This window comes from Geobacillus uzenensis, from assembly GCF_002217665.1.
GTDB lineage: Bacteria > Bacillota > Bacilli > Bacillales > Anoxybacillaceae > Geobacillus > Geobacillus subterraneus.
This window is the reverse complement of the sequence record NZ_NEWL01000006.1, coordinates 315775-333893: the sequence shown is the minus strand read 5'-3', so window position 1 is coordinate 333893 and position 18119 is coordinate 315775. Positions and strand designations below refer to the sequence as shown.

Below are 18119 nucleotides of genomic sequence, written 5' to 3'. Positions count from 1 at the left end.
AAGGAGATGGCTAGCTGTGGCAAAGATAAAAGAATATAAAGGCGGGTGTTTCATCCATGAACATGTTTCCGCCAGTGAAGTGTTTACTCCAGAGGACTTTACCGACGAACATCACATGCTGGCTGATATGGCAGAAAAGTTTGTCATGAAGGAAGTGCTGCCCGTCTTAGGGGACATTGAGGCTCAACAGTTTGACGAAACTGTCCGTCTATTAAAGAAAGCAGGGGAGCTCGGGTTATTGGGTGCCGATATTCCTGAGCGATACGGCGGGCTTCATTTGGATAAGATCAGTTCATGCATCATCAGCGAAAAGGTGGCCTTAGGCCGGTCGTTTGCTGTGACGTTCAGCGGACAGGTAGGCATCGGGTCGTTGCCCATTGTCTTTTTTGGCACAGAGGAGCAAAAGAAAGCCTATTTGCCTTATGTGGTTACCGGCGAAAAGATCGGCGCTTATGCGTTGACAGAACCAACTTCCGGTACAGACGCGCTAGCTGCAAAAACATCGGCGCGCTTATCTGAGTGCGGGCGATATTATATCTTGAACGGTGAAAAGCAGTGGATTACGAACTCGGCGTTTGCGGATTTCTTTATCGTTTTCGCCAAAGTGGATGGACAACGGTTTACGGCGTTTATCGTCGATAAAGACTATATGGGAGTGTCGGTTGGACCCGAAGAGAAAAAAATGGGATTAAAAGGTTCCTCGACCCGTTCTTTGATTCTTGATAACGTAAAAGTTCCAGTTGCCAATGTATTAGGTGAAATCGGGAAAGGGCATATCATTGCTTTTAATATCTTAAACATCGGCCGCCATAAACTTGCCGCCACCGCGTTAGGGATGGCGAAGAGGGCACTCGAATTATCGGTGAAATATGCTAAAGAAAGAAGGCAGTTCGGCCGTTCGTTATCCGAGTTCGGTTTAATTCAACATAAAATCGCCGATATGGCGGTCAAGACATATGTGAATGAGAGTATGATTTATCGCACGGCCGGTGCTCTCGAACAAGGATGGAAGGGGGAAAATGGCAATATCGCTCAAACAATTGCCGATTACGCTGTGGAATGTTCGATCAATAAAGTGTTTTCGACTGAAGTGCTCGATTTTGTTGTTGATGAAGCGGTACAAATTCATGGCGGATACGGCTATATGGCGGAGTATGAGGTCGAAACGCTTTATCGTGATGCACGAATTTACCGTATTTTTGAAGGAACGAATGAAATCAATCGAATCATCATCGCGTCAACCTTGTTGCGAAACTGTCCATCTCCATCTAAAGGGATTTCCCGCCAAGAGGGACAGGCTGTCGCGTTTGCCAACGAAACAAAGCAGCTCTATGATGTGAAGTCGTTGTTTTGGGCGATGGCCGGTGCGATCCAAAAACGGCATGTCGAGAATGGAACGGAACAAGAACTGTTAGCCTATTTAGCGGATATGGCCATACAAATTTACGCAATGGAAAGCGCTTTGTTAAGGGCAGAAAAAGCTATAGCACAAAATGCGGTCGACATGGAAGAACAAAAGAAAAACTATGTGCAAGTGTATATTCAAGAGACAATCCAGCAACTGCTCGGCTGCTCGCTGAATGTTATCCCTTATTTGCAAGATGAACAACTAGTAAAAAGAGTTTCACAAAGTATAGAGACATTTATGCGAGGGCCGCTGGTTGATACGGTCACGCTCAAGCGCCAAATCGCTGAAAAAGTGATTCAACACGAAAAGTATGTCAAGTAGTCAACGATCAGTGAATGCCGATCGTTTTGGCTGGGGAATTTCCTATGGAAAAAAGCAAAAAAGACGGAGAGGGGAACGATGATGCATACCGAGATCGTATTGCTTGAAGGAGCACGTACACCATTTGCCAAATTTTGTGGTTCGTTTCGCGATATTTCCGCCACTGACCTAGGGGCCATCGCAGCACGGGAGGCGATGAAAAAGGCGAACATCGAGCCGGAAGAAATCGACCATGTCGTATTTGGCAACGTCCAGCAGTCGAGCCGTGACGCCCACTTGTTGGCCCGCCACGTCGGCTTAAAGGCTGGGGTGCCGATCGATGTACCGGCCGTGACGGTTAACCGATTATGCGGGACGGGGTTAGAAGCAATCATTATGGCCGCACGGTTCATTTTAACTGGGGAAGCAAACGTCGTGCTGGCGGGAGGCACGGAAAATATGAGCCAAGTGCCGCACGTCATTCGCGGCATGCGCTGGGGAACGGCGTTAGGCAGCCCGACGGTGGAAGATTGGCTGTGGGACGGGTTGTATGACACGGTTGGCGGTTGCAGCATGGCCATAACAGCGGAGAATTTAGCGAAAAAGTATCACATTACCCGCGAAGAAGTCGACCGCCACGCCCTTCGCAGCCACGAGCGGGCGCTTGCCGCGATCGAAAAAGGGTATTTTCGACAAGAGATTGCCCCCGTCACCGTGCAAGCAAGAAAAGGGGAGACGGTCATTGATACGGATGAACACCCGCGTCGAACAAGTTTGGAACAGTTGCGGTCACTCCAACCGCGCTTCCTGGAAAACGGAGTCGTGACGCCAGGCAATGCCAGCGGGATGAACGACGGGGCGGCGGCAGTCATTGTCGCTTCGGCGGAATATGCCGCCAAGCGTGGGTTGAAACCGCTTGCCCGTCTCGTTTCGTGGGGAGTCGTCGGCGTCGAGCCGCAGTATATGGGGATTGGCCCTGTGCCAGCGATCCGCCAAGCGCTCGAAAAAGCGAATTTATCGATCGATGATCTCGATTTAATCGAAATTAACGAAGCGTTTTCAGCCCAATATTTAGCGTGCCAGAAGGAGTTAGGCTTTGAGGATGACAAAGGCAATGTCAATGGTGGTGCGGTCGCTCTTGGCCATCCCCTGGCCGCTTCAGGAACGCGGATTACATTGACGCTTCTGTATGAGCTCGAAAGAAGAGGAAAGAAATACGGCGCTTCCTCGCTATGCATCGGCGGCGGCCAAGGCATAGCAGCGATTTGGGAGAGGCTATAACTCGTAACGTTAGTGAATAGAGAAAAAGAACACGGGAAGTTTGTGACCGACCGTAATGGTGCCCCCGTTTACGGGGGACTACAACTATTTACGTTTTAATTTTCATCTCTTGGTGGCAAAAGGAGGGTATTTATGGAAAATATGAATGTGGAAGTCGTAAAACAACGAGTCATTCGAAAGACAATGTTAAGAATTTTACCTTTTATTCTCATCTTATATATTGTCGCTCACTTGGATCGCGTTAATATTGGATACGCAGCACTGAGCATGAATGCAGAGTTGGCTCTTTCTGCGGAGGTGTTTGGTTTATTATCAGGGATATTTTTTATCGGATATTTTCTGTTTGAAGTGCCAAGCAACATGATTTTGCACAAGGTTGGCGCAAGAGTATGGATTGCCCGCATTATGATTACGTGGGGAATTATTGTCGTATTAACTGGATTTGTACAATCGGCCGCCCATTTATATGTCTTACGCTTTTTATTAGGGGTCGCAGAAGCAGGATTTTTCCCCGGGATTCTTTTATATTTCACCTATTGGTTCCGAAAACGGGAACGGGCGATTGCCACTTCTGTCTTAATACTGGCATTACCGATTGGATCAATTATCGGCGCTCCATTATCAACATGGATTATGGATGTTGTTCAATGGGGTGGATTGTCCGGTTGACGATGGATGTTCATATTAGAAGGGATTCCGGCAGTGGTGTTAGGCATTGTTGTCCTATTTTATTTGACAAATACTCCGAAACAAGCCAAATGGTTAACGAAAGAAGAAAGCGACTGGCTCGAAGGGGAATTGGAAAAAGAAAGAGTGGAAAGCAAACGAGTTAATAAAACAACAAAGTAACTATTCAGCCACATCATAAAGTGAGCTGAATATTTTTTGCTTTTCCTGTCCATGATGTGAATATTGATAGACAAGGAGGTGAATCGCATGTTGACGGTACAACAAGCTGTATTTACAGTTGAAAGCTTAATCAGCAAAGTCCAACAACAAAAGCAGCTCATTACTCACCAACAACAAGTCATTGAGCAACTGTTGAAAGAAAACAAACAGCTACGCAAAGAAAATGAACAACTGAAGTACCGTGTTCAAGAGCTGGAAGCACGCACGAAAAAAAACAGCTCTAATAGCCATTTGCCCCCATCTTCTGACCGTTTTGCCAACACACGTTCTTCTCGTCAACCATCTGGCAACAAGCCAGGCGGACAAGAAGGACATCAAGGAACGACGCTCCGTCAAGTGGAACATCCACATCATCGTGTCGTCCACCGTGTGCATACGTGTCAAGGATGTGGAGCTTCTTTGCGTGAAGTCAAACCGTTCAAAGTCGATATCCGTCAAGTGTTTGATGTCTTATGTCTTCTGTTGGCAGGCGAAACGATCGATCGAGTTCTTTCCGCTACCTAGGGCATTTTCTATGACCGAAATGCCCTATTTGTGCTGGGCTTTTTTATACACTAGCACTGGGGTGAATAGTTACACAACAAAGAAAGAGATGTTAAAAGATATTAAAGTTTGGCAATTGACGCTTGTCTACTTCGCCAACTACACCGCCATGTATGGACTAGGGTTTTGGCTCCCATCTATTGTAAAATCCCTAACAGAAAACGTCTCATCCAATTTGCAAATCGGCTGGATCACCATGATTCCCGCGTTAGTCGGAATGATTTCCTTATTGTTTATGGGCTGGAACGCGAGCAGAACGAATTCCCATCGGATTCATATCGTCATTAGTTTTCTGATTGCTCTAATTGGATTTGGGGCAAGCGCTTTTGCAACGAGCTCCGTGATAATGATCATTTTATTGTCGTTCGCTGCTATTGGTTTATACGGTTTTGCCGGCGTCTATATGGCTTATATGACTTTTTTCTTCACAGAGTCTACTGCTCCAGTTGGAATTGCGCTCGTTAATTCCTTTGCCTCCTTAGGGGGATTTGTCGGGCCGATGATTTTCGGGCTCGTCACCATTAAAAGCGGAATGCTTTTACTGGCCGCTTTAGCCGCCATAGGGATGTGCACGACCATCATTTTGAAGAGCAAACAGCCAACCGTCGATGCTAATGTAAAGGCAGAGTTAGTATGAAAGACGGAAAATCATATAGTACGAGGCTGCCAAAAAAGGTTCATCACAATGGGGGCAGCCTCCCCTTGTTTATCGTCTAAATATTTTCCCATCATCGATTGAAACGATTGTCAGAGAATTTATAGAAATTAAAGAGTTTCGCATTGTCTATTACACAGAGCAGGAAATGAATCAAGTAAAAGTGCAAATCGAGTCGGAAGCGGATGTCGAACGGCGTTTAGCCGACCGTCTCAGAGAACGGATCGGCATCCGCATCGATGTCGAACGGGTTGCGCCGGGATCATTACCCCGTTTTTCGATGAAGGCAAAGCGGGTTATCGACGAGCGCAATCATCGACAACAAGTGGGTTAATCAATAGAGAAACAAAAGTCATGGAAAAGAAGGGAGAAGAGACGATGAGTCAAGCTAACGTTCAACAGCGCCCTGTTCTCGTCGTCGGGGCAGGACCCATCGGATTAACTGCGGCCTTGGCATTGCGTCATTTCGGACTGCCAGCGACGGTGATCGAGGCAGAACCAAAAGACCGTCTCCGGCCAGGAAGCCGGGCGATTTATTTCCATAAGGCGACGCTCCAGCATTTAGAGGATATTTATACAGGGTTAGGAAAAACATTTGCCGAACATGGCGTCGTGTGGCCGATCAAGCGCACATTATTCCGCGGCAAGGAAGTGTATGTAAAGCGGTATCCGTCTCCTGATCCGAACGCGCTTCCGCCGTTTACGAGTTTGCCGCAGGTGGAAGCGGAAAAATTTTTGTATAACGCCTGCCTTGAGGCAGGGGTCGAATTCGTCTGGGAGACGCCGGTTCTCGATGTCCAGACCGATGAGGAAGGGGTCACTGTCATCACCGCATCGGGCGAACGGTGGTCGTGCGATTATCTCATTGCTGCTGACGGGGCACGCTCGACTGTCCGCCAATCGGTCAGCATTGAAATGGAAGGGCCGCGGACGAAAGACTATTTTGTTGTCGTCGATGTGAAAGAAGATGAAGCGGATCCGCTGCCGCTCGAGCGGGTGTTTCATTATCAACACCCGGCTGTGGATGGGCGCAACGTTCTCTTTGTGCCGTTTGCCGGCGGATGGCGCATTGACTTGCAGCTGTTGGATGGGGATGATCCGGAACAGTTCGGCAGTGTGGAGGGCGTGAAACAATGGCTGCCGAAAGTGATGCCGGACAAATACGCGGACCGCATCACATGGGTGTCGACGTACCGCTTTTTCCAGGTGGTTGCTAAATCGCTCACCGACCGCCATCATCGTGTGCTGTTAGCTGGCGAGGCTGCGCACTTGTTTGCCCCGTTTGGCGCGCGCGGCATGAACTCCGGCGTACCGGATGCGATCATGGCGGCGAAAGCGATTCGAGCGGCGCTTGACGCGGAAAACCGCGAAGACGCGAAAGCGGCCATTGCGGCAGCTGCCAACGAGCGGCTGATCGCGGCAAGATACAATCGCGATTGCGCAGGCATCGCCTTAGAGCATATTCAAGGCACCGATCCGGCCATTCATCTGAAGCGTGAAGTAGCAGCTTCGCTTGCTCCGATTTTGCCGCGTCTCGGCAAATGGCTTGATGAAGGGCCATATGGACCGAAATCGGGACCGCCGCAGTTGTCAACGAAATATTGATCAGGAGGAAACGCGATGGAGTACGCTTTTCAAGTGCGATGGGGGGATACTGACGCGGCAGGCATCGTCTTTTACCCGAATTTTTATAAGTGGATGGATGAAGCGTCCCACCACTTTTTTGCCAGCCTTGGGCATTCGACATGGAAATGGTTTCAAGAAGAGCGAATCGGCATGCCAATTGTGGAAGCGAAATGCCAGTTTCATGCCCCGCTCTTTTTTGAAGATCACGTTTGTGTGAAGTCGTCTATTGATGACCTGCGAGAAAAATCGTTCCGCATCCAGCATCAGTTTTTCCGCGGGGACCAGCTCGTGGCTGACGGGTATGAGGTGCGGGTGTGGACGACATTCGCTGGCGACAGGCCGAAAGCCGCTCCCATCCCGGCGGAGCTTCGTGAGAATATGAGGCAGACAGCGGCCATGACCACACGTGAGGAGGGACAATGATGAAAATCATCAACTACCGATTGGGTGATGCGGTGCGCGCTGGGTGTATCGTTGAAGACAAAGTCATCGATCTCCATCAAGCGTATGTGGCCCGGCTAAAAGCCAACGGGCATCCGCGCGCCGAGCAGCTTGCCGCCGCGCTTGTTCCAGCCGATACCATCGGGCTGCTTGAAGGCGGAGAGAAAAGTTTGGAAGAGGCGCAAAAAGCGGTTGAATTCGCCTTGGCACATGGGCTTACGATCGACCGCGCCCATGTCAAAATGGAAGCACCGGTGTTAAAGCCAAACAAAATCATTTGCGTCGGCCATAATTACCGTGAGCATATTCTCGAAATGAAACGAGAACTGCCTGAATACCCTGTCATTTTTGCCAAGTTTAGCAATACGATCATCGGTCCGGAAGATGACATCCCGTTGCCGCCGATCACGAGTCAGCTCGATTACGAAGCGGAATTTGCGTTCGTCATCGGCAAACGGGCGCGGAATGTAAAGCAGGCGGATGCGCTCAAGTATGTGGCTGGGTATACGATTGTCAATGATGTGACAGCACGGGACTTGCAACGGCGGACGATCCAATGGCTGCAAGGAAAAACGCTTGATGGGAGCGCGCCGATGGGACCGTGGCTTGTGACAAAAGACGAAATTCCCAATCCGCATTCCTTGGAGATTTCATTGACCGTTAATGGGGAAGAGCGCCAACGGTCGAATACGAAAAACTTGGTGTTTAATGTTCATTATCTTGTAGAATTTTTGTCTCATATTATGACGCTTGAACCGGGCGATGTCATTTGCACTGGAACGCCGGGCGGTGTCGGCGTTGCCCGCAATCCGCAAGTCTTTTTGCAGCACGGGGATATCGTACGCATTGAAGTGGAGAACATTGGCGCACTCGAGAACCGGGTCGCCGCTGTACCGAGTCCGGTGGAGGTGGAACCGTCATGCCGTTGATCGAGCAATACCGCCAAGAAATCAAAGAGTCGGTAGAGAAGATTATCCAAAAAGTTAGCACGTTGACAGAAGAAGAGATCCGCTGGAAACCGTCTGCCGACGAATGGTCGATCATGGAAATTCTTTGTCACATTGAAGAAGTGATCGGCTACTGGACAAGGGAACTTGTTCGTGTCATTCAAGCCGGTGGCGGCGAATGGGGGCGGGGGCTCAATGATGAAGCGAGGCTGGCGGCGGTTCGCCAAGCGGACGCCCGCCATGTCGATGAGGTGATTCACGGGATTCAAGAGGCGGCGGAATCAGCCGATCAACAACTGGCGGCGCTAAATGACGAACAGTTGGCGTTGGAAGCGCCACACCGCAATCCGAAATTTGGCGTGAAGCCGATGACGTTTTTAATTGAACATTTTCTTACCGATCATTTGGCCGGCCACTTAAAGCAAATCGAACGGAACATGAAAAAATACGAGACTGCCTAAGGGGGGAGAAACCATGGCAGAAGCCAATCCGTTTTTCCAAAGCAAAGAAGTAAAAGAGTTTACGAAAAAAATTGAACAGTACCATTTAGGGCCGCTATGGGAAGCGATTCCAGATTTAATGCATAAAGAGCCGAAGCCGGAAGCGGTGCCGTACTTATGGAAAGGGGAAACGCTCCGCAAGCTTCTTTTAGAGGCGACGCAAATTTTCACACCGGAGCGCGGCGGCGAGCGGCGGGCCATTTACTTGCAAAATCCCGGGCTCAAACAGCGGCAGCCATGGGGATGGGCGTCGACGACCAACACGCTATATGCGGCTGTTCAGCTCATTTTGCCTGGGGAAACGGCGCCATCGCACCGCCATACACAAAGCGCCATGCGGTTTATCACAGACGGAAAAGGGGCGTATTCGATCGTCCAGGGCGAACGGCTGTTTATGGAAGAAGGTGATTTTCTCATCACCCCAGGCGGATTATGGCATGGCCATAGCCATCCGGGAGAAGAGCCGATGTTCTGGATGGATTGTTTAGATATCCCGTTTATTTATTCGACAGGCGGCACGTTCTTTGAACCGTACCCGGATGGCATTGAGCCGCCGTCGCTTCCGGATGATTACTCGGCGCGCAAGTATCGCGGCGGCATGGTTCGGCCGATCGGTGACCGGAAGCCGCAAGTCGCACCGCTTGGGTTGTACAAGTGGAAACAGACCGAAGCGGCGTTGACAGGGTTAAGCGATTTGGAACCGGATCCGTATGATGGCATTGCGGTCGAGTACATTAATCCATCGAACGGCCATACGGCCAACCCGAACATCGCCGCTTGGATGCAAAAATTGCCGGTTGGCTATCACTCAAAAGCGCACCGCCACACGTATTCAGCGATTTATCACGTGTTCAAAGGAGAAGGATATACAGTCATTAACGGTGTTCGGTTCAACTGGACAAAAGGCGATTATTTCGTCATTCCGAACTGGGCGTGGCACGAACATGTGAACACGTCCAATGAGGATGCGCTTCTCTTCTGCGCCAACGATTTGCCGATTATGGAAAAGCTCGGATTGCAGCGTGAAGAAGCGTACCCGAATAACAACGGATATCAATCGATCGTCGGGGAGTTTGAGGCCGAGGCGGTAAGCAGTTAAAAGCCGTTCCCCTGTGATCGGCAGCTGCAGGGGATTATAAATAAGGAGGGAGACGATGAGCACAGTTTCTGAAAAGGGAATCAACCATACAGGGGCGGCGGGGACGGAAAACGCGGCAGTCCGTCGTCTGTTCGACCGCTTCGTAAATATCGATTGGCTTTCTTCGCTTGGCCGGCAGGGAAATGAACAGGTTGAACATCCGCTCCGCCAATTTGCCGATTTTTTCGGCGTCCGTCACGTCGAGGTGAAGTGGCTGGCTGAACAAGAATTGCGATCAGCAATCGAGGCGATTCGTCTCGAAGAGGATGGCATTTGGCAGGCGCTGCGGCATGTTCCTGATCAATTCAAGCACCAGGCTGAACGGGCAGGAAGATTGGAAGCGCTTTTGGCACTGGCCGATGAGGTGCCGCCTGTGATTTTTCAACACAGTTTTGACCAGTTATTTGCGGTGTTACGTCCATATGGGGACAACGTTGTGACTACCGCGGTCGGCTATATGATGTACATCGGTGGAATGGCTTGTGCTTGGGAACTGTTGTCCGATCTTGAAGGATGGGAGACCAATCCGTTTTACTTTCTCATTGCTGTGCTAGAACGCGGCCATTGGCCGTTAGGGGTTGTTAACGGCCAGTTTGTTGTTATTTAGATGATAGGAAAAGCCCAAGAGATCCGTTACGGAAACTCTCTTGGGCTTCTTTTATGGCCGCGAGAGATCCCGGCGGTATGGGCATGGACGGACGTTCGAGAGCTCTATAGTGACCGGTTGTCCACCAATGGAGCGATGGCTGCTGGCGATGTTGGCCATGCGAAGCTTTCTCCTGCCACCTTACTCCTTATTAATTGAACGATATAGAAAATATAAGTATTACGAAAAGAATACGAAGTGATAAAAAACAAAATGTGTATTTTCGGGAAAATACGCATTCTTACATATAAATCAGCATTATTTAGGTGATTTTGCCTATATGTTTTTTTAACTAAAGCAGAAATAATATATTTAATTTTCTAAAGTTATTATATATTATAAAAGTTAGGATATTTAAAATAGTGAAAATAGGAGGTGAAGGACAGAAAGATGAATTTAATTTAAAAAAATGAAAGCGCTTTAGAAAGTCAAGAACATGATAAAGGGGGATTTTCAATGAAAAGAAAGGTTTATGTCATCGTGTTGGCTGTTTTGTTAACGATTTTATCTGCCTGCGGCAACAGCGCAATCCAGTCGACAACGAAGAACGAAGGGGGAACGGCCAAGAATGATGGAACGATCAAAATTGGCGCTCTTTTGCCAAAATCAGGAGTGTACGCGTCTTTAGGAAAAAACTTGGAGATGGGGATGAAGCTCTATTTTGAAAGCATTGGTTGGAAAGTCGCTGGAAAGGACATTGAGCTCATTGTGGAAGATACGGAAGCCGACCCGCAAGTAGGGCTTAGGAAGGCAAGAAAGTTGATCGATCAAGACCAAGTGGATTTATTGACAGGAACAGTGAGCACGGCCGTTGCCTACGCGATTCGGGATGAGGTGGATAAGAAAAAGATGCCGTTTCTTGTCTCCCATGCCGGAGGAAATGATTTGACAAGAAGCAAACGGAGCGATTACATTTGGCGATCGTCTTTCTCTTCATGGCAGATCGGCTATTCGCTTGGTCAATGGGCATACGACCATATCGGAAAGACAGTGTATATCGCTGCAGCCGATTACGCCTTCGGCCGCGAAGTTGCCGCCGCATTTAAAGAAGCGTATACAGCGGCGGGCGGAAAAGTAGTCGGTGAAGTGTATCCGCCTTTAGGAAACAACGATTACTCCTCGTATTTAACGACAATCAAAAACGCCAATGCAGATGCTGTTTACGCCTTCTTTGCGGGAAGTGACGCAGTGAAATTCGTTCAGCAATACGAACAGTTTGGGTTGAAAAAGGAGAAAAAATTAATTGGATCCGGCTGGCTTGTGTCGGAAGATGTCCGGAAACAGCAAGGAAATGCAGGAGTTGGGACGATCGCGTCCATTTTCTGGGACTATCATTTAGATACAAAGGAAAATAAAGCGTTTATCGCCGCGTTTGAGAAAAAGTACAATGCACGCCCAACGATTGAAGCGTTGGAAGGTTACGATGCCGCAAAAATTATTGCGGAGGCATTAGAGACGGTCGGCGGTGATGCTTCTGATCCTGACAAAGTGGTCGAGGCGATTTCCAACGTGCAGTTTGTGAGTCCGCGCGGACCGATTCAGTTTGATAAGGAAACCCATCATATTATTCAAAATATGTATATCATCGAAACGAACCTAGTGAACGGTCAAGCTGAAAACAAAGTGATTGAAGTGATCGAGAAAGTGAAAGATCCTGGACAATAGAACGGAGGGAGAAAAAAGATGGACATCATTGCCGCTCAACTCGTCAACGGCGTGTCATATGGCATGTTGTTGTTTGTGATTACTTGCGGCTTATCATTAGTATTTGGAATATTAGGGGTATTGAACTTGGCCCACGGTTCGTTATATATGATTGGAGCGTATGTTGCCTATACATTGACGACGCAACTATTCGAAAACTTTTGGCTCGCCCTACTCATCGCACCACTCATTGTAGCCGTTTTATCCCTCATCATCGAACTCATCTTGCTTAGGCCGACTTACCATTTAGGGCATTTATCCCAAGTGTTGTTAACATTCGGATTGGCGTATGTCATTCACGATGTGACGTCCATCATATGGGGATCGGATGTTTTATCGATTCCCCTCCCTTCTTTTTTATCGGAAACGCTGCATTTCTTTCATCAAGAATTTCCAGCATACCGATTGTTTGTTATTGTTGCTGGAGTCGTGTTGGCGTCTTGTTTATGGTTTGTCCAAGAAAAAACGCGTTGGGGGGCTATGATCCGCGCTGGGTTGAGTGACAAAGAAATGATTAGCGCATTAGGAGTCAATATTAAGCTCGTCTTTACCGTCGTTTTTCTTGTCGGCGGGTATTTGGCAGGGATAGGCGGGGTGATTGCTTCACCGATTCTTGGCTTATACCCAAGCATGGAGTTTCAAACGTTAATTTTAGCTTTAGTCGTTCTCGTTGTCGGCGGTCTCGGTTCGATTGCCGGGACGTTTGTCGCCAGTTTAGTTGTCGGGATTGTCGAAACGTTTGGTCGTTTTCTTGTACCGGAACTCAGTTTATTTCTTGTATTTGCGCTTATGGCCGTCATTTTAATTAGCAAACCGAATGGATTACTTGGAAAGCAGGTGATCAAGCATTGAATAGACAAGTTTTCATTGGCATCGTCGCTGTCATCTTGCTTATTGCCGTCCCTTTTTTCTTTTCCTTGTTTTATCTCAATTTGCTTGCTGAAATTTTGGTTTTAGCGATTTTCGCCCTCAGCTTGAACGTGCTTGTCGGCTATACGGGACTCGTTTCATTAGGGCATGCCGCCTTTTTCGGGATTGGCGCGTACGCGTCGGCCCTTCTGGCGAAAGAGTGGTCACCGCAGTTTCTGTTGATCCTTTTGGCTTCGGTTCTAATTGCTGCGGCGGCGTCGGCCGTCATCGGTCTTTTTTGCGTGAAAGTGAACGGGTTTTATTTTCTTATGTTGACGCTAGCCTTTTCGCAAATGATTTACTCGTTTGTCCATCAATCGACCACAATAACGGGCGGATCGAACGGGCTGTCCGGGTTGCCGAGCCCGATGTTAGGGACGATAGATCTTTCCAATCCTGTGTTCCTTTATTATTCAATTGTGCTCGTGTTTGTCGTTGTTTACATCGTCTTAGGATTGATTGTTAAATCTCCATTTGGTCATGTGTTAATCGGAATTCGCGAAAATGAAATGCGGATGAAAGCGATGGGGTATAACACCGCCCTGTATAAATACATTGCTTTTATCATAGCAGGAGCCATCGGCGGGATTTCAGGCGCCTTATATTCGAACTTGAACGGTTTTGTTTCGCCGAACGATGTGTACTGGACGATGTCGGGATCGGTGCTCATTATGGTGTTGATTGGTGGAGCCGGAACGATGATCGGCCCTGTGTTGGGAGCGGCGTTTATCGTTATATTGGAGACGATCGTCAGTTCTTATACAACGGTGTGGACGATGATTATCGGGATCATTTTCATTCTTTTCGTTGTTTTTATGCCGCGAGGGCTTGTCGGTTTTGCGCGTCTGTTTCAAAAACTAGCCGCCCATAGGCTGCCGATTTCACAAAAAGGCACGAAACCATTGGTGAATAATGAGGCCAATCAATAAGGGGGAGGAAAATGGAAAAGGATGTCATATTGCATGTTGAGAGAATCAGCAAGCATTTCGGCGGCTTGCAAATTATTAAGGACGTATCCCTCAGCGTGAGAAAAGGCGAGCGAATCGGAATGATCGGCCCGAATGGGGCGGGAAAAACGACGTTTTTTCACTTGTTAGCGGGCGATCTCCTTCCTACCGGAGGCAAGATCTATTACAAAGGAAGAGAAATGACAAACATGCCGAATTTTAAAAGAGCGCAAGAAGGGATTGTGCGCACGTTTCAGAAAAATAATCTGCTTAATGAATTGACAGTGCTCGACAACTTGTTATTAGTATTGCAGCGGAAGCGCGGAATGGCGAATGTATGGTTCAAACCGAGAAATGCCCGCCGGGCGCCGGCGCTGTTTGCGGAAGCGGAACATTTGCTTGAGACGTGGGGGCTCAAGGAGATTGCCAATGAACGAGTAAAAACGTTGTCGTACGGTGAGCAGCGGCAAGTCGAGATCTTGCTCGGCATTGCGATGGAGCCTGATGTGCTCTTGCTTGATGAACCGACGGCGGGCATGTCCCAAGCCGAAACCACTTACATTGTCCAGTTGCTTCACCAGTTGCCAAAGGATCTTACCGTCATGGTGATCGAACACGATCTCGATGTTGTGTTTGGATTGGCCGAGCGCATGATTGTACTGTATGACGGCTATATTTTAATCGATGGAACCCCTGATGAAGTGCGGGGTGACGAACGGGTCAACGAAATTTATATCGGGAAGGGGAAAACGGTCGGTGCTGAACGTCTATAACATGAATACGTTTTATGGAGACAGCCATGTCCTTCACAACGTTTCGTTGACGGTGGAAAAAGGAAAAGTGACCGTTTTGTTAGGTCGGAACGGAATGGGGAAGACGACGACGATCCACTCCATTATGGGGATGGTTCCGGCTAAAACAGGGAAGATCGTGTTGGAACAGACAGAAATTCAAGATAAGACGAGTTTTCAAATATCGCGGTTAGGAATTGGGCTTGTTCCGCAAGGGAGACGAATCTTCCCGAATTTGACCGTAAAGGAAAACTTAATGACAACATATCGTCCGGCCGAAAACGGTTGGACGTTGGATCAAATATACGCCATGTTCCCCCGGTTAAAGGAAAGGGAGTCGTCGATGGGTGGCGATTTAAGCGGGGGGGAGCAGCAAATGCTGTCGATCGGGAGAGCGCTGTTGACCAATCCGAAAGTGCTGCTTCTTGATGAGCCGTCGGAAGGATTGTCGCCGTTGATGGTGCAAGAAGTGACGGAAATTATTCGGCAATTGAAACAACAAGGGCTGACGATCTTGTTGGTCGAGCAAAATTTAGCGATGGCGTTGGAACTGGCTGACTTCGTCTATATTTTGAACAAAGGAGCGGTTGTGTTTGGCGGAACGCCGAACGAATTGGATATCCACGTCAAAAACAAGTATTTGCTGTTGAGTTCTTAGTTTTACGAACTGCTAGAAGGTCGGTAAAAAAGTCCCCCCGAGGCATAGGTCGGGGGGATGGTTTCAAAAAAGAAGGATTTTAGAATAGGATGCAAGTGATGTTGAAAGCCCTTCGCCTCAGTCTCGGCTGTTTCCAATCGTCTAGCCGATGGGGCTCGGATGGTGCTCTGCTATCTCTGAAAATGGGCGAAGGACTCCTAAACAGGAGAGAAAGAAAGTTTTCGCGGCAAACCTTTTTCCGAGCAGGAACTGCTAGAACCGTTTGGTGACGCTCGGTCGATGAGGCGGCCTGTCGAGGCAGCAAAAGGGCCAATCCACTCTTATCCGCTAGTCTTTTAACACCCGAAATGCCTCTCGCACGTTACGGGCAAACTCAAGCGGGGGCTCGATCGACTGAAAGTGCATATACATGGCCCGCGGTTACTCAAATAACCAGTGGTTGTGGACAGCGGTGACGGAAATGCCCCGTTTTTTCCGATGAGTGCAGCAAAGATGAGAAACAAATCGAGAGGAAAGCAGCGAAATCATAAACTGGGTGAAAGGATGAGCCTTAATACAGGTTGAGCGCCGTTTTGACGCGCTTGATCTCCTTTTTGTTTTCAAACAGTTCTTCCACTAAAATTTTTTGGCCGTTGGCGACGTCGGTGAGCCGCTGATCCATGTCGGACACTTGTTCGCTTAACCGGTGCACTTGTTCGTTCATCTGTTGCACTTGTTTGGTGAGCTGCTCGACTCGTCCGTTTGTTTGCTGAAGCTGATCGGCGAGCTCTTTGATGGCTTGCCAAATCATTTCATTGGTGATTTCCCCCATTCGACACCCCTCTTTCTCGTTCGATTCTCTTCTATTATTATACATGACGAAAGATGGGAACGATAGAGAAAAGATGACGAAATGTTTTTCTTTGCAGCACTCCCTCTGAATGTGATATAACAAAAGAATGTCAACAGCATTGCACATATTGGGGGATGAATGTGGTGATCCGTGTCAGCCATTTGCATAAATCGTTCCGCGTTCATCGTCGCGAAGCCGGATGGCTTGAGGCGGTGCGCCATTTATGGCGCCGCGACTACCGGGTCATCGAGGCGGTCAAAGACGTTTCGTTCACGATCGAAAAAGGGGAGATTGTCGGCTTTTTAGGCCCGAACGGGGCGGGGAAAACGACGACGATGAAAATGCTTGCCGGCCTGTTGCATCCGACATCAGGGGAGATTACGGTCGGCGGTTTTGTGCCGTTTGAACAAAAGCCGGAGTTTAAAAAGATGATGAGCTTAGTGATGGGACAAAAAAGCCAGCTTATTTGGGACATTCCGCCGATGGAGACGTTTTTGGTCAATAAAGCCATTTATGATATTGATGATCGGTCGTTCCGCCAGACGCTTGAGGAGCTCACCGAGCTGCTTGATTTGGCGCCGCTGTTGGACAAGCCGACGCGCAGCTTGTCGCTCGGGCAGCGGATGCGCTGCGAGCTGGCGGCGGCGCTTTTGCATCGGCCGCACGTGTTGTTTTTAGATGAGCCGACGATCGGGCTTGACGTTCATACGCAAGAAAACGTGCGCCGTTTTATCGTTGACTACAATCGAGAGCACGAGACGACCATTTTGCTGACGTCACATTACATGGGCGATGTCGCTGCGCTTTGTGACCGGGTGATGATCATTAACTACGGTCGGCTCCTTTACGACGGGGAACTTTCGGTGCTGACGGAGAAGCTGGCGCCGTACAAGCGGTTGGAAGTCCGGTTTGCGCAGCTGCCAAACATCAACTGGGACGAGTATGGGGAAGTGGCGGAAATGGAAGAGGGAACGGTTGTGCTCAGGGTGGCGCGCGAGACGGCAGCGGGGACGGCGGCGCGGCTGCTTCAGCAGTTTGAAGTCCGTGATATCAATATCGAAGATCCGCCGCTTGAGGAAGTGATTACGCGCGCGTTTCAGGGGGATGGATATGGTGCGTAAATATATCGCCCTGTTGCGCATGAAGTATATTGAAATGATCGCGTACCGCTTGGCGACGTTCGTCTGGATGACGGGCGCCATCACCCAGCCGCTCATTACGATGTTCGTTTGGATGAACATTCATCCGGAAGAGAGTGAGTCGTTTGTCTTTTATTTTATGGCGGTCATTTTTGTCGAGCGGATGACGAGTGCGTGGGATGTATGGGAGCTTGACCGTGAAATCCGCGAAGGGACGTTTTCGAACTTGTTGTTGCGGCCGCTTCATCCGATCCATTGGGCGATTGCGGAAAATATCATCTATAAATGGCTGTTTCTCGTCATTTTAGTGCCGGTTTGGGCAGTGGGGACGGTGTTTTGGCCGGCGCTTCGCCCACATATGACCGGAAGCCAAATCGGGTGGTTTTTGCTGGCGGTCGTATTGGGCGCGGCGCTTCGTTTTTTGTTGAGCTACTCGTGCGGGCTGCTGGCGTTTTGGGTGACCAAAGTGGCGGCTGTGTACGGCGTCATCGATGTTATTTCGCTGTTTTTGTCGGGAAGAATCGCGCCGCTCGAGCTGCTTCCGCCGCAGCTTCGGGAATGGAGCGAGTGGCTGCCGTTCCGCTATATGATTAGCTTTCCGATTGAAATCGCCACCGGAGCCGCAAGTCGAGGGGAATTGGTGCACGGCTTTGCCATCGCGGCAGGGTGGCTGTTTGTGTTCGCTGCCGTTTTGCAATGGCTGTGGAAGGCGGGAATGAAAAAAAATCAGGCGGTAGGTGGATGA

20 protein-coding genes and 2 pseudogenes are annotated in these 18119 nt (G+C 49.0%); 20 read left to right on the top strand and 2 right to left on the bottom strand.

Annotated elements, in window-relative coordinates; translation table 11 throughout:
* Positions 1 to 16 precede the first annotated feature (16 nt).
* The 18 genes and pseudogenes from B9L21_RS09145 to B9L21_RS09060 all read left to right on the top strand — a co-directional run bounded on the left by B9L21_RS09145 (position 17) and on the right by B9L21_RS09060 (position 15403).
* Entirely contained in the window at positions 17 to 1729 is a 1713-nt protein-coding gene (locus B9L21_RS09145; RefSeq protein ID WP_063166112.1) for an acyl-CoA dehydrogenase family protein, read from the top strand.
* An 81-nt stretch (positions 1730 to 1810) separates the two neighbouring features.
* Positions 1811 to 2989, top strand: coding sequence for an acetyl-CoA C-acetyltransferase (locus B9L21_RS09140; RefSeq protein ID WP_063166111.1), 1179 nt, complete (start codon positions 1811 to 1813; stop codon positions 2987 to 2989).
* A gap of 132 nt (positions 2990 to 3121) precedes the next feature.
* The gene (locus B9L21_RS09135; RefSeq protein ID WP_225995644.1) at positions 3122 to 3658 is read left to right on the top strand and encodes an MFS transporter; all 537 of its coding nucleotides are present in this window, start codon (positions 3122 to 3124) and stop codon (positions 3656 to 3658) included.
* Positions 3659 to 3664: 6 nt separating this feature from the next.
* Positions 3665 to 3838: a hypothetical protein gene (locus B9L21_RS17930; protein WP_225995643.1), complete on the top strand. Its 174-nt coding sequence runs from the start codon at positions 3665 to 3667 to the stop codon at positions 3836 to 3838.
* A gap of 87 nt (positions 3839 to 3925) precedes the next feature.
* A pseudogene (locus B9L21_RS09130) lies at positions 3926 to 4348 on the top strand (DUF6444 domain-containing protein); the annotation flags it as partial.
* A 64-nt stretch (positions 4349 to 4412) separates the two neighbouring features.
* Entirely contained in the window at positions 4413 to 5078 is a 666-nt protein-coding gene (locus B9L21_RS09125) for an MFS transporter (RefSeq protein WP_063166109.1), read from the top strand.
* Between the two features lie 82 nt (positions 5079 to 5160).
* Positions 5161 to 5430 (top strand): hypothetical protein, encoded by a 270-nt coding sequence (locus B9L21_RS09120; protein WP_225995657.1) that lies wholly within the window; start codon positions 5161 to 5163, stop codon positions 5428 to 5430.
* Between the two features lie 44 nt (positions 5431 to 5474).
* Entirely contained in the window at positions 5475 to 6701 is a 1227-nt protein-coding gene (locus B9L21_RS09115) for an FAD-dependent oxidoreductase (RefSeq protein ID WP_063166107.1), read from the top strand.
* A 15-nt stretch (positions 6702 to 6716) separates the two neighbouring features.
* Positions 6717 to 7145 carry an acyl-CoA thioesterase gene (locus tag B9L21_RS09110; RefSeq protein ID WP_063166106.1) on the top strand — a complete coding sequence of 143 codons (429 nt, stop codon included), beginning with the start codon at positions 6717 to 6719 and terminating at the stop codon, positions 7143 to 7145.
* Positions 7145 to 8092 carry a fumarylacetoacetate hydrolase family protein gene (locus B9L21_RS09105; protein ID WP_063166105.1) on the top strand — a complete coding sequence of 316 codons (948 nt, stop codon included), beginning with the start codon at positions 7145 to 7147 and terminating at the stop codon, positions 8090 to 8092. Before B9L21_RS09110 ends, B9L21_RS09105 begins: the two co-directional genes overlap by 1 nt.
* On the top strand, positions 8083 to 8571 hold the full coding sequence (locus B9L21_RS09100) for a DinB family protein (RefSeq protein WP_063166104.1): 489 nt from the start codon (positions 8083 to 8085) through the stop codon (positions 8569 to 8571). Before B9L21_RS09105 ends, B9L21_RS09100 begins: the two co-directional genes overlap by 10 nt.
* A 13-nt stretch (positions 8572 to 8584) precedes the next feature.
* Entirely contained in the window at positions 8585 to 9709 is a 1125-nt protein-coding gene (locus tag B9L21_RS09095) for a cupin domain-containing protein (protein ID WP_063166103.1), read from the top strand.
* Between the two features lie 55 nt (positions 9710 to 9764).
* Positions 9765 to 10355, top strand: coding sequence for a hypothetical protein (locus B9L21_RS09090; protein ID WP_063166102.1), 591 nt, complete (start codon positions 9765 to 9767; stop codon positions 10353 to 10355).
* Positions 10356 to 10850: 495 nt separating this feature from the next.
* On the top strand, positions 10851 to 12059 hold the full coding sequence (locus B9L21_RS09080; protein ID WP_063166100.1) for an ABC transporter substrate-binding protein: 1209 nt from the start codon (positions 10851 to 10853) through the stop codon (positions 12057 to 12059).
* Between the two features lie 18 nt (positions 12060 to 12077).
* Positions 12078 to 12950 (top strand): branched-chain amino acid ABC transporter permease, encoded by an 873-nt coding sequence (locus B9L21_RS09075; protein WP_063166099.1) that lies wholly within the window; start codon positions 12078 to 12080, stop codon positions 12948 to 12950.
* On the top strand, positions 12947 to 13936 hold the full coding sequence (locus B9L21_RS09070; protein ID WP_063166098.1) for a branched-chain amino acid ABC transporter permease: 990 nt from the start codon (positions 12947 to 12949) through the stop codon (positions 13934 to 13936). The genes B9L21_RS09075 and B9L21_RS09070 overlap by 4 nt, the downstream gene beginning before the upstream one ends.
* An 11-nt stretch (positions 13937 to 13947) precedes the next feature.
* Positions 13948 to 14727, top strand: coding sequence for an ABC transporter ATP-binding protein (locus B9L21_RS09065; protein WP_063166097.1), 780 nt, complete (start codon positions 13948 to 13950; stop codon positions 14725 to 14727).
* Entirely contained in the window at positions 14711 to 15403 is a 693-nt protein-coding gene (locus tag B9L21_RS09060; protein ID WP_063166096.1) for an ABC transporter ATP-binding protein, read from the top strand. Before B9L21_RS09065 ends, B9L21_RS09060 begins: the two co-directional genes overlap by 17 nt.
* A gap of 327 nt (positions 15404 to 15730) precedes the next feature.
* Here B9L21_RS09060 and B9L21_RS17925 read toward each other — a convergent pair.
* Positions 15731 to 15886: pseudogene (locus tag B9L21_RS17925) on the bottom strand (DUF1259 domain-containing protein); the annotation flags it as partial.
* Positions 15887 to 15953: 67 nt separating this feature from the next.
* Positions 15954 to 16214, bottom strand: coding sequence for an MbeD/MobD family mobilization/exclusion protein (locus B9L21_RS09050; protein ID WP_063166095.1), 261 nt, complete (start codon positions 16212 to 16214; stop codon positions 15954 to 15956).
* A 164-nt stretch (positions 16215 to 16378) separates the two neighbouring features.
* On the opposite strand from B9L21_RS09050, the gene B9L21_RS09045 reads away from it, so the two are divergent.
* Positions 16379 to 17356 carry an ATP-binding cassette domain-containing protein gene (locus B9L21_RS09045; protein WP_063167362.1) on the top strand — a complete coding sequence of 326 codons (978 nt, stop codon included), beginning with the start codon at positions 16379 to 16381 and terminating at the stop codon, positions 17354 to 17356.
* Positions 17346 to 18119 (top strand): ABC transporter permease, encoded by a 774-nt coding sequence (locus tag B9L21_RS09040; RefSeq protein WP_063166094.1) that lies wholly within the window; start codon positions 17346 to 17348, stop codon positions 18117 to 18119. Before B9L21_RS09045 ends, B9L21_RS09040 begins: the two co-directional genes overlap by 11 nt.

Excerpts from the sequence above, each read along its gene's own strand:
- B9L21_RS09140 (WP_063166111.1), top strand. The coding sequence starts at position 1,811 with ATGCATACCGAGATCGTATTGCTTGAAGGAGCACGTACACCATTTGCC.
- B9L21_RS09135 (WP_225995644.1), top strand. The coding sequence starts at position 3,122 with ATGGAAAATATGAATGTGGAAGTCGTAAAACAACGAGTCATTCGAAAG.
- B9L21_RS17930 (WP_225995643.1), top strand. The coding sequence starts at position 3,665 with ATGTTCATATTAGAAGGGATTCCGGCAGTGGTGTTAGGCATTGTTGTC.
- B9L21_RS09125 (WP_063166109.1), top strand. The coding sequence starts at position 4,413 with ATGACCGAAATGCCCTATTTGTGCTGGGCTTTTTTATACACTAGCACT.
- B9L21_RS09115 (WP_063166107.1), top strand. The coding sequence starts at position 5,475 with ATGAGTCAAGCTAACGTTCAACAGCGCCCTGTTCTCGTCGTCGGGGCA.
- B9L21_RS09110 (WP_063166106.1), top strand. The coding sequence starts at position 6,717 with ATGGAGTACGCTTTTCAAGTGCGATGGGGGGATACTGACGCGGCAGGC.
- B9L21_RS09105 (WP_063166105.1), top strand. The coding sequence starts at position 7,145 with ATGAAAATCATCAACTACCGATTGGGTGATGCGGTGCGCGCTGGGTGT.
- B9L21_RS09100 (WP_063166104.1), top strand. The coding sequence starts at position 8,083 with ATGCCGTTGATCGAGCAATACCGCCAAGAAATCAAAGAGTCGGTAGAG.
- B9L21_RS09095 (WP_063166103.1), top strand. The coding sequence starts at position 8,585 with ATGGCAGAAGCCAATCCGTTTTTCCAAAGCAAAGAAGTAAAAGAGTTT.
- B9L21_RS09090 (WP_063166102.1), top strand. The coding sequence starts at position 9,765 with ATGAGCACAGTTTCTGAAAAGGGAATCAACCATACAGGGGCGGCGGGG.
- B9L21_RS09080 (WP_063166100.1), top strand. The coding sequence starts at position 10,851 with ATGAAAAGAAAGGTTTATGTCATCGTGTTGGCTGTTTTGTTAACGATT.
- B9L21_RS09075 (WP_063166099.1), top strand. The coding sequence starts at position 12,078 with ATGGACATCATTGCCGCTCAACTCGTCAACGGCGTGTCATATGGCATG.
- B9L21_RS09065 (WP_063166097.1), top strand. The coding sequence starts at position 13,948 with ATGGAAAAGGATGTCATATTGCATGTTGAGAGAATCAGCAAGCATTTC.
- B9L21_RS09050 (WP_063166095.1), bottom strand. The coding sequence starts at position 16,214 with ATGGGGGAAATCACCAATGAAATGATTTGGCAAGCCATCAAAGAGCTC.
- B9L21_RS09040 (WP_063166094.1), top strand. The coding sequence starts at position 17,346 with ATGGTGCGTAAATATATCGCCCTGTTGCGCATGAAGTATATTGAAATG.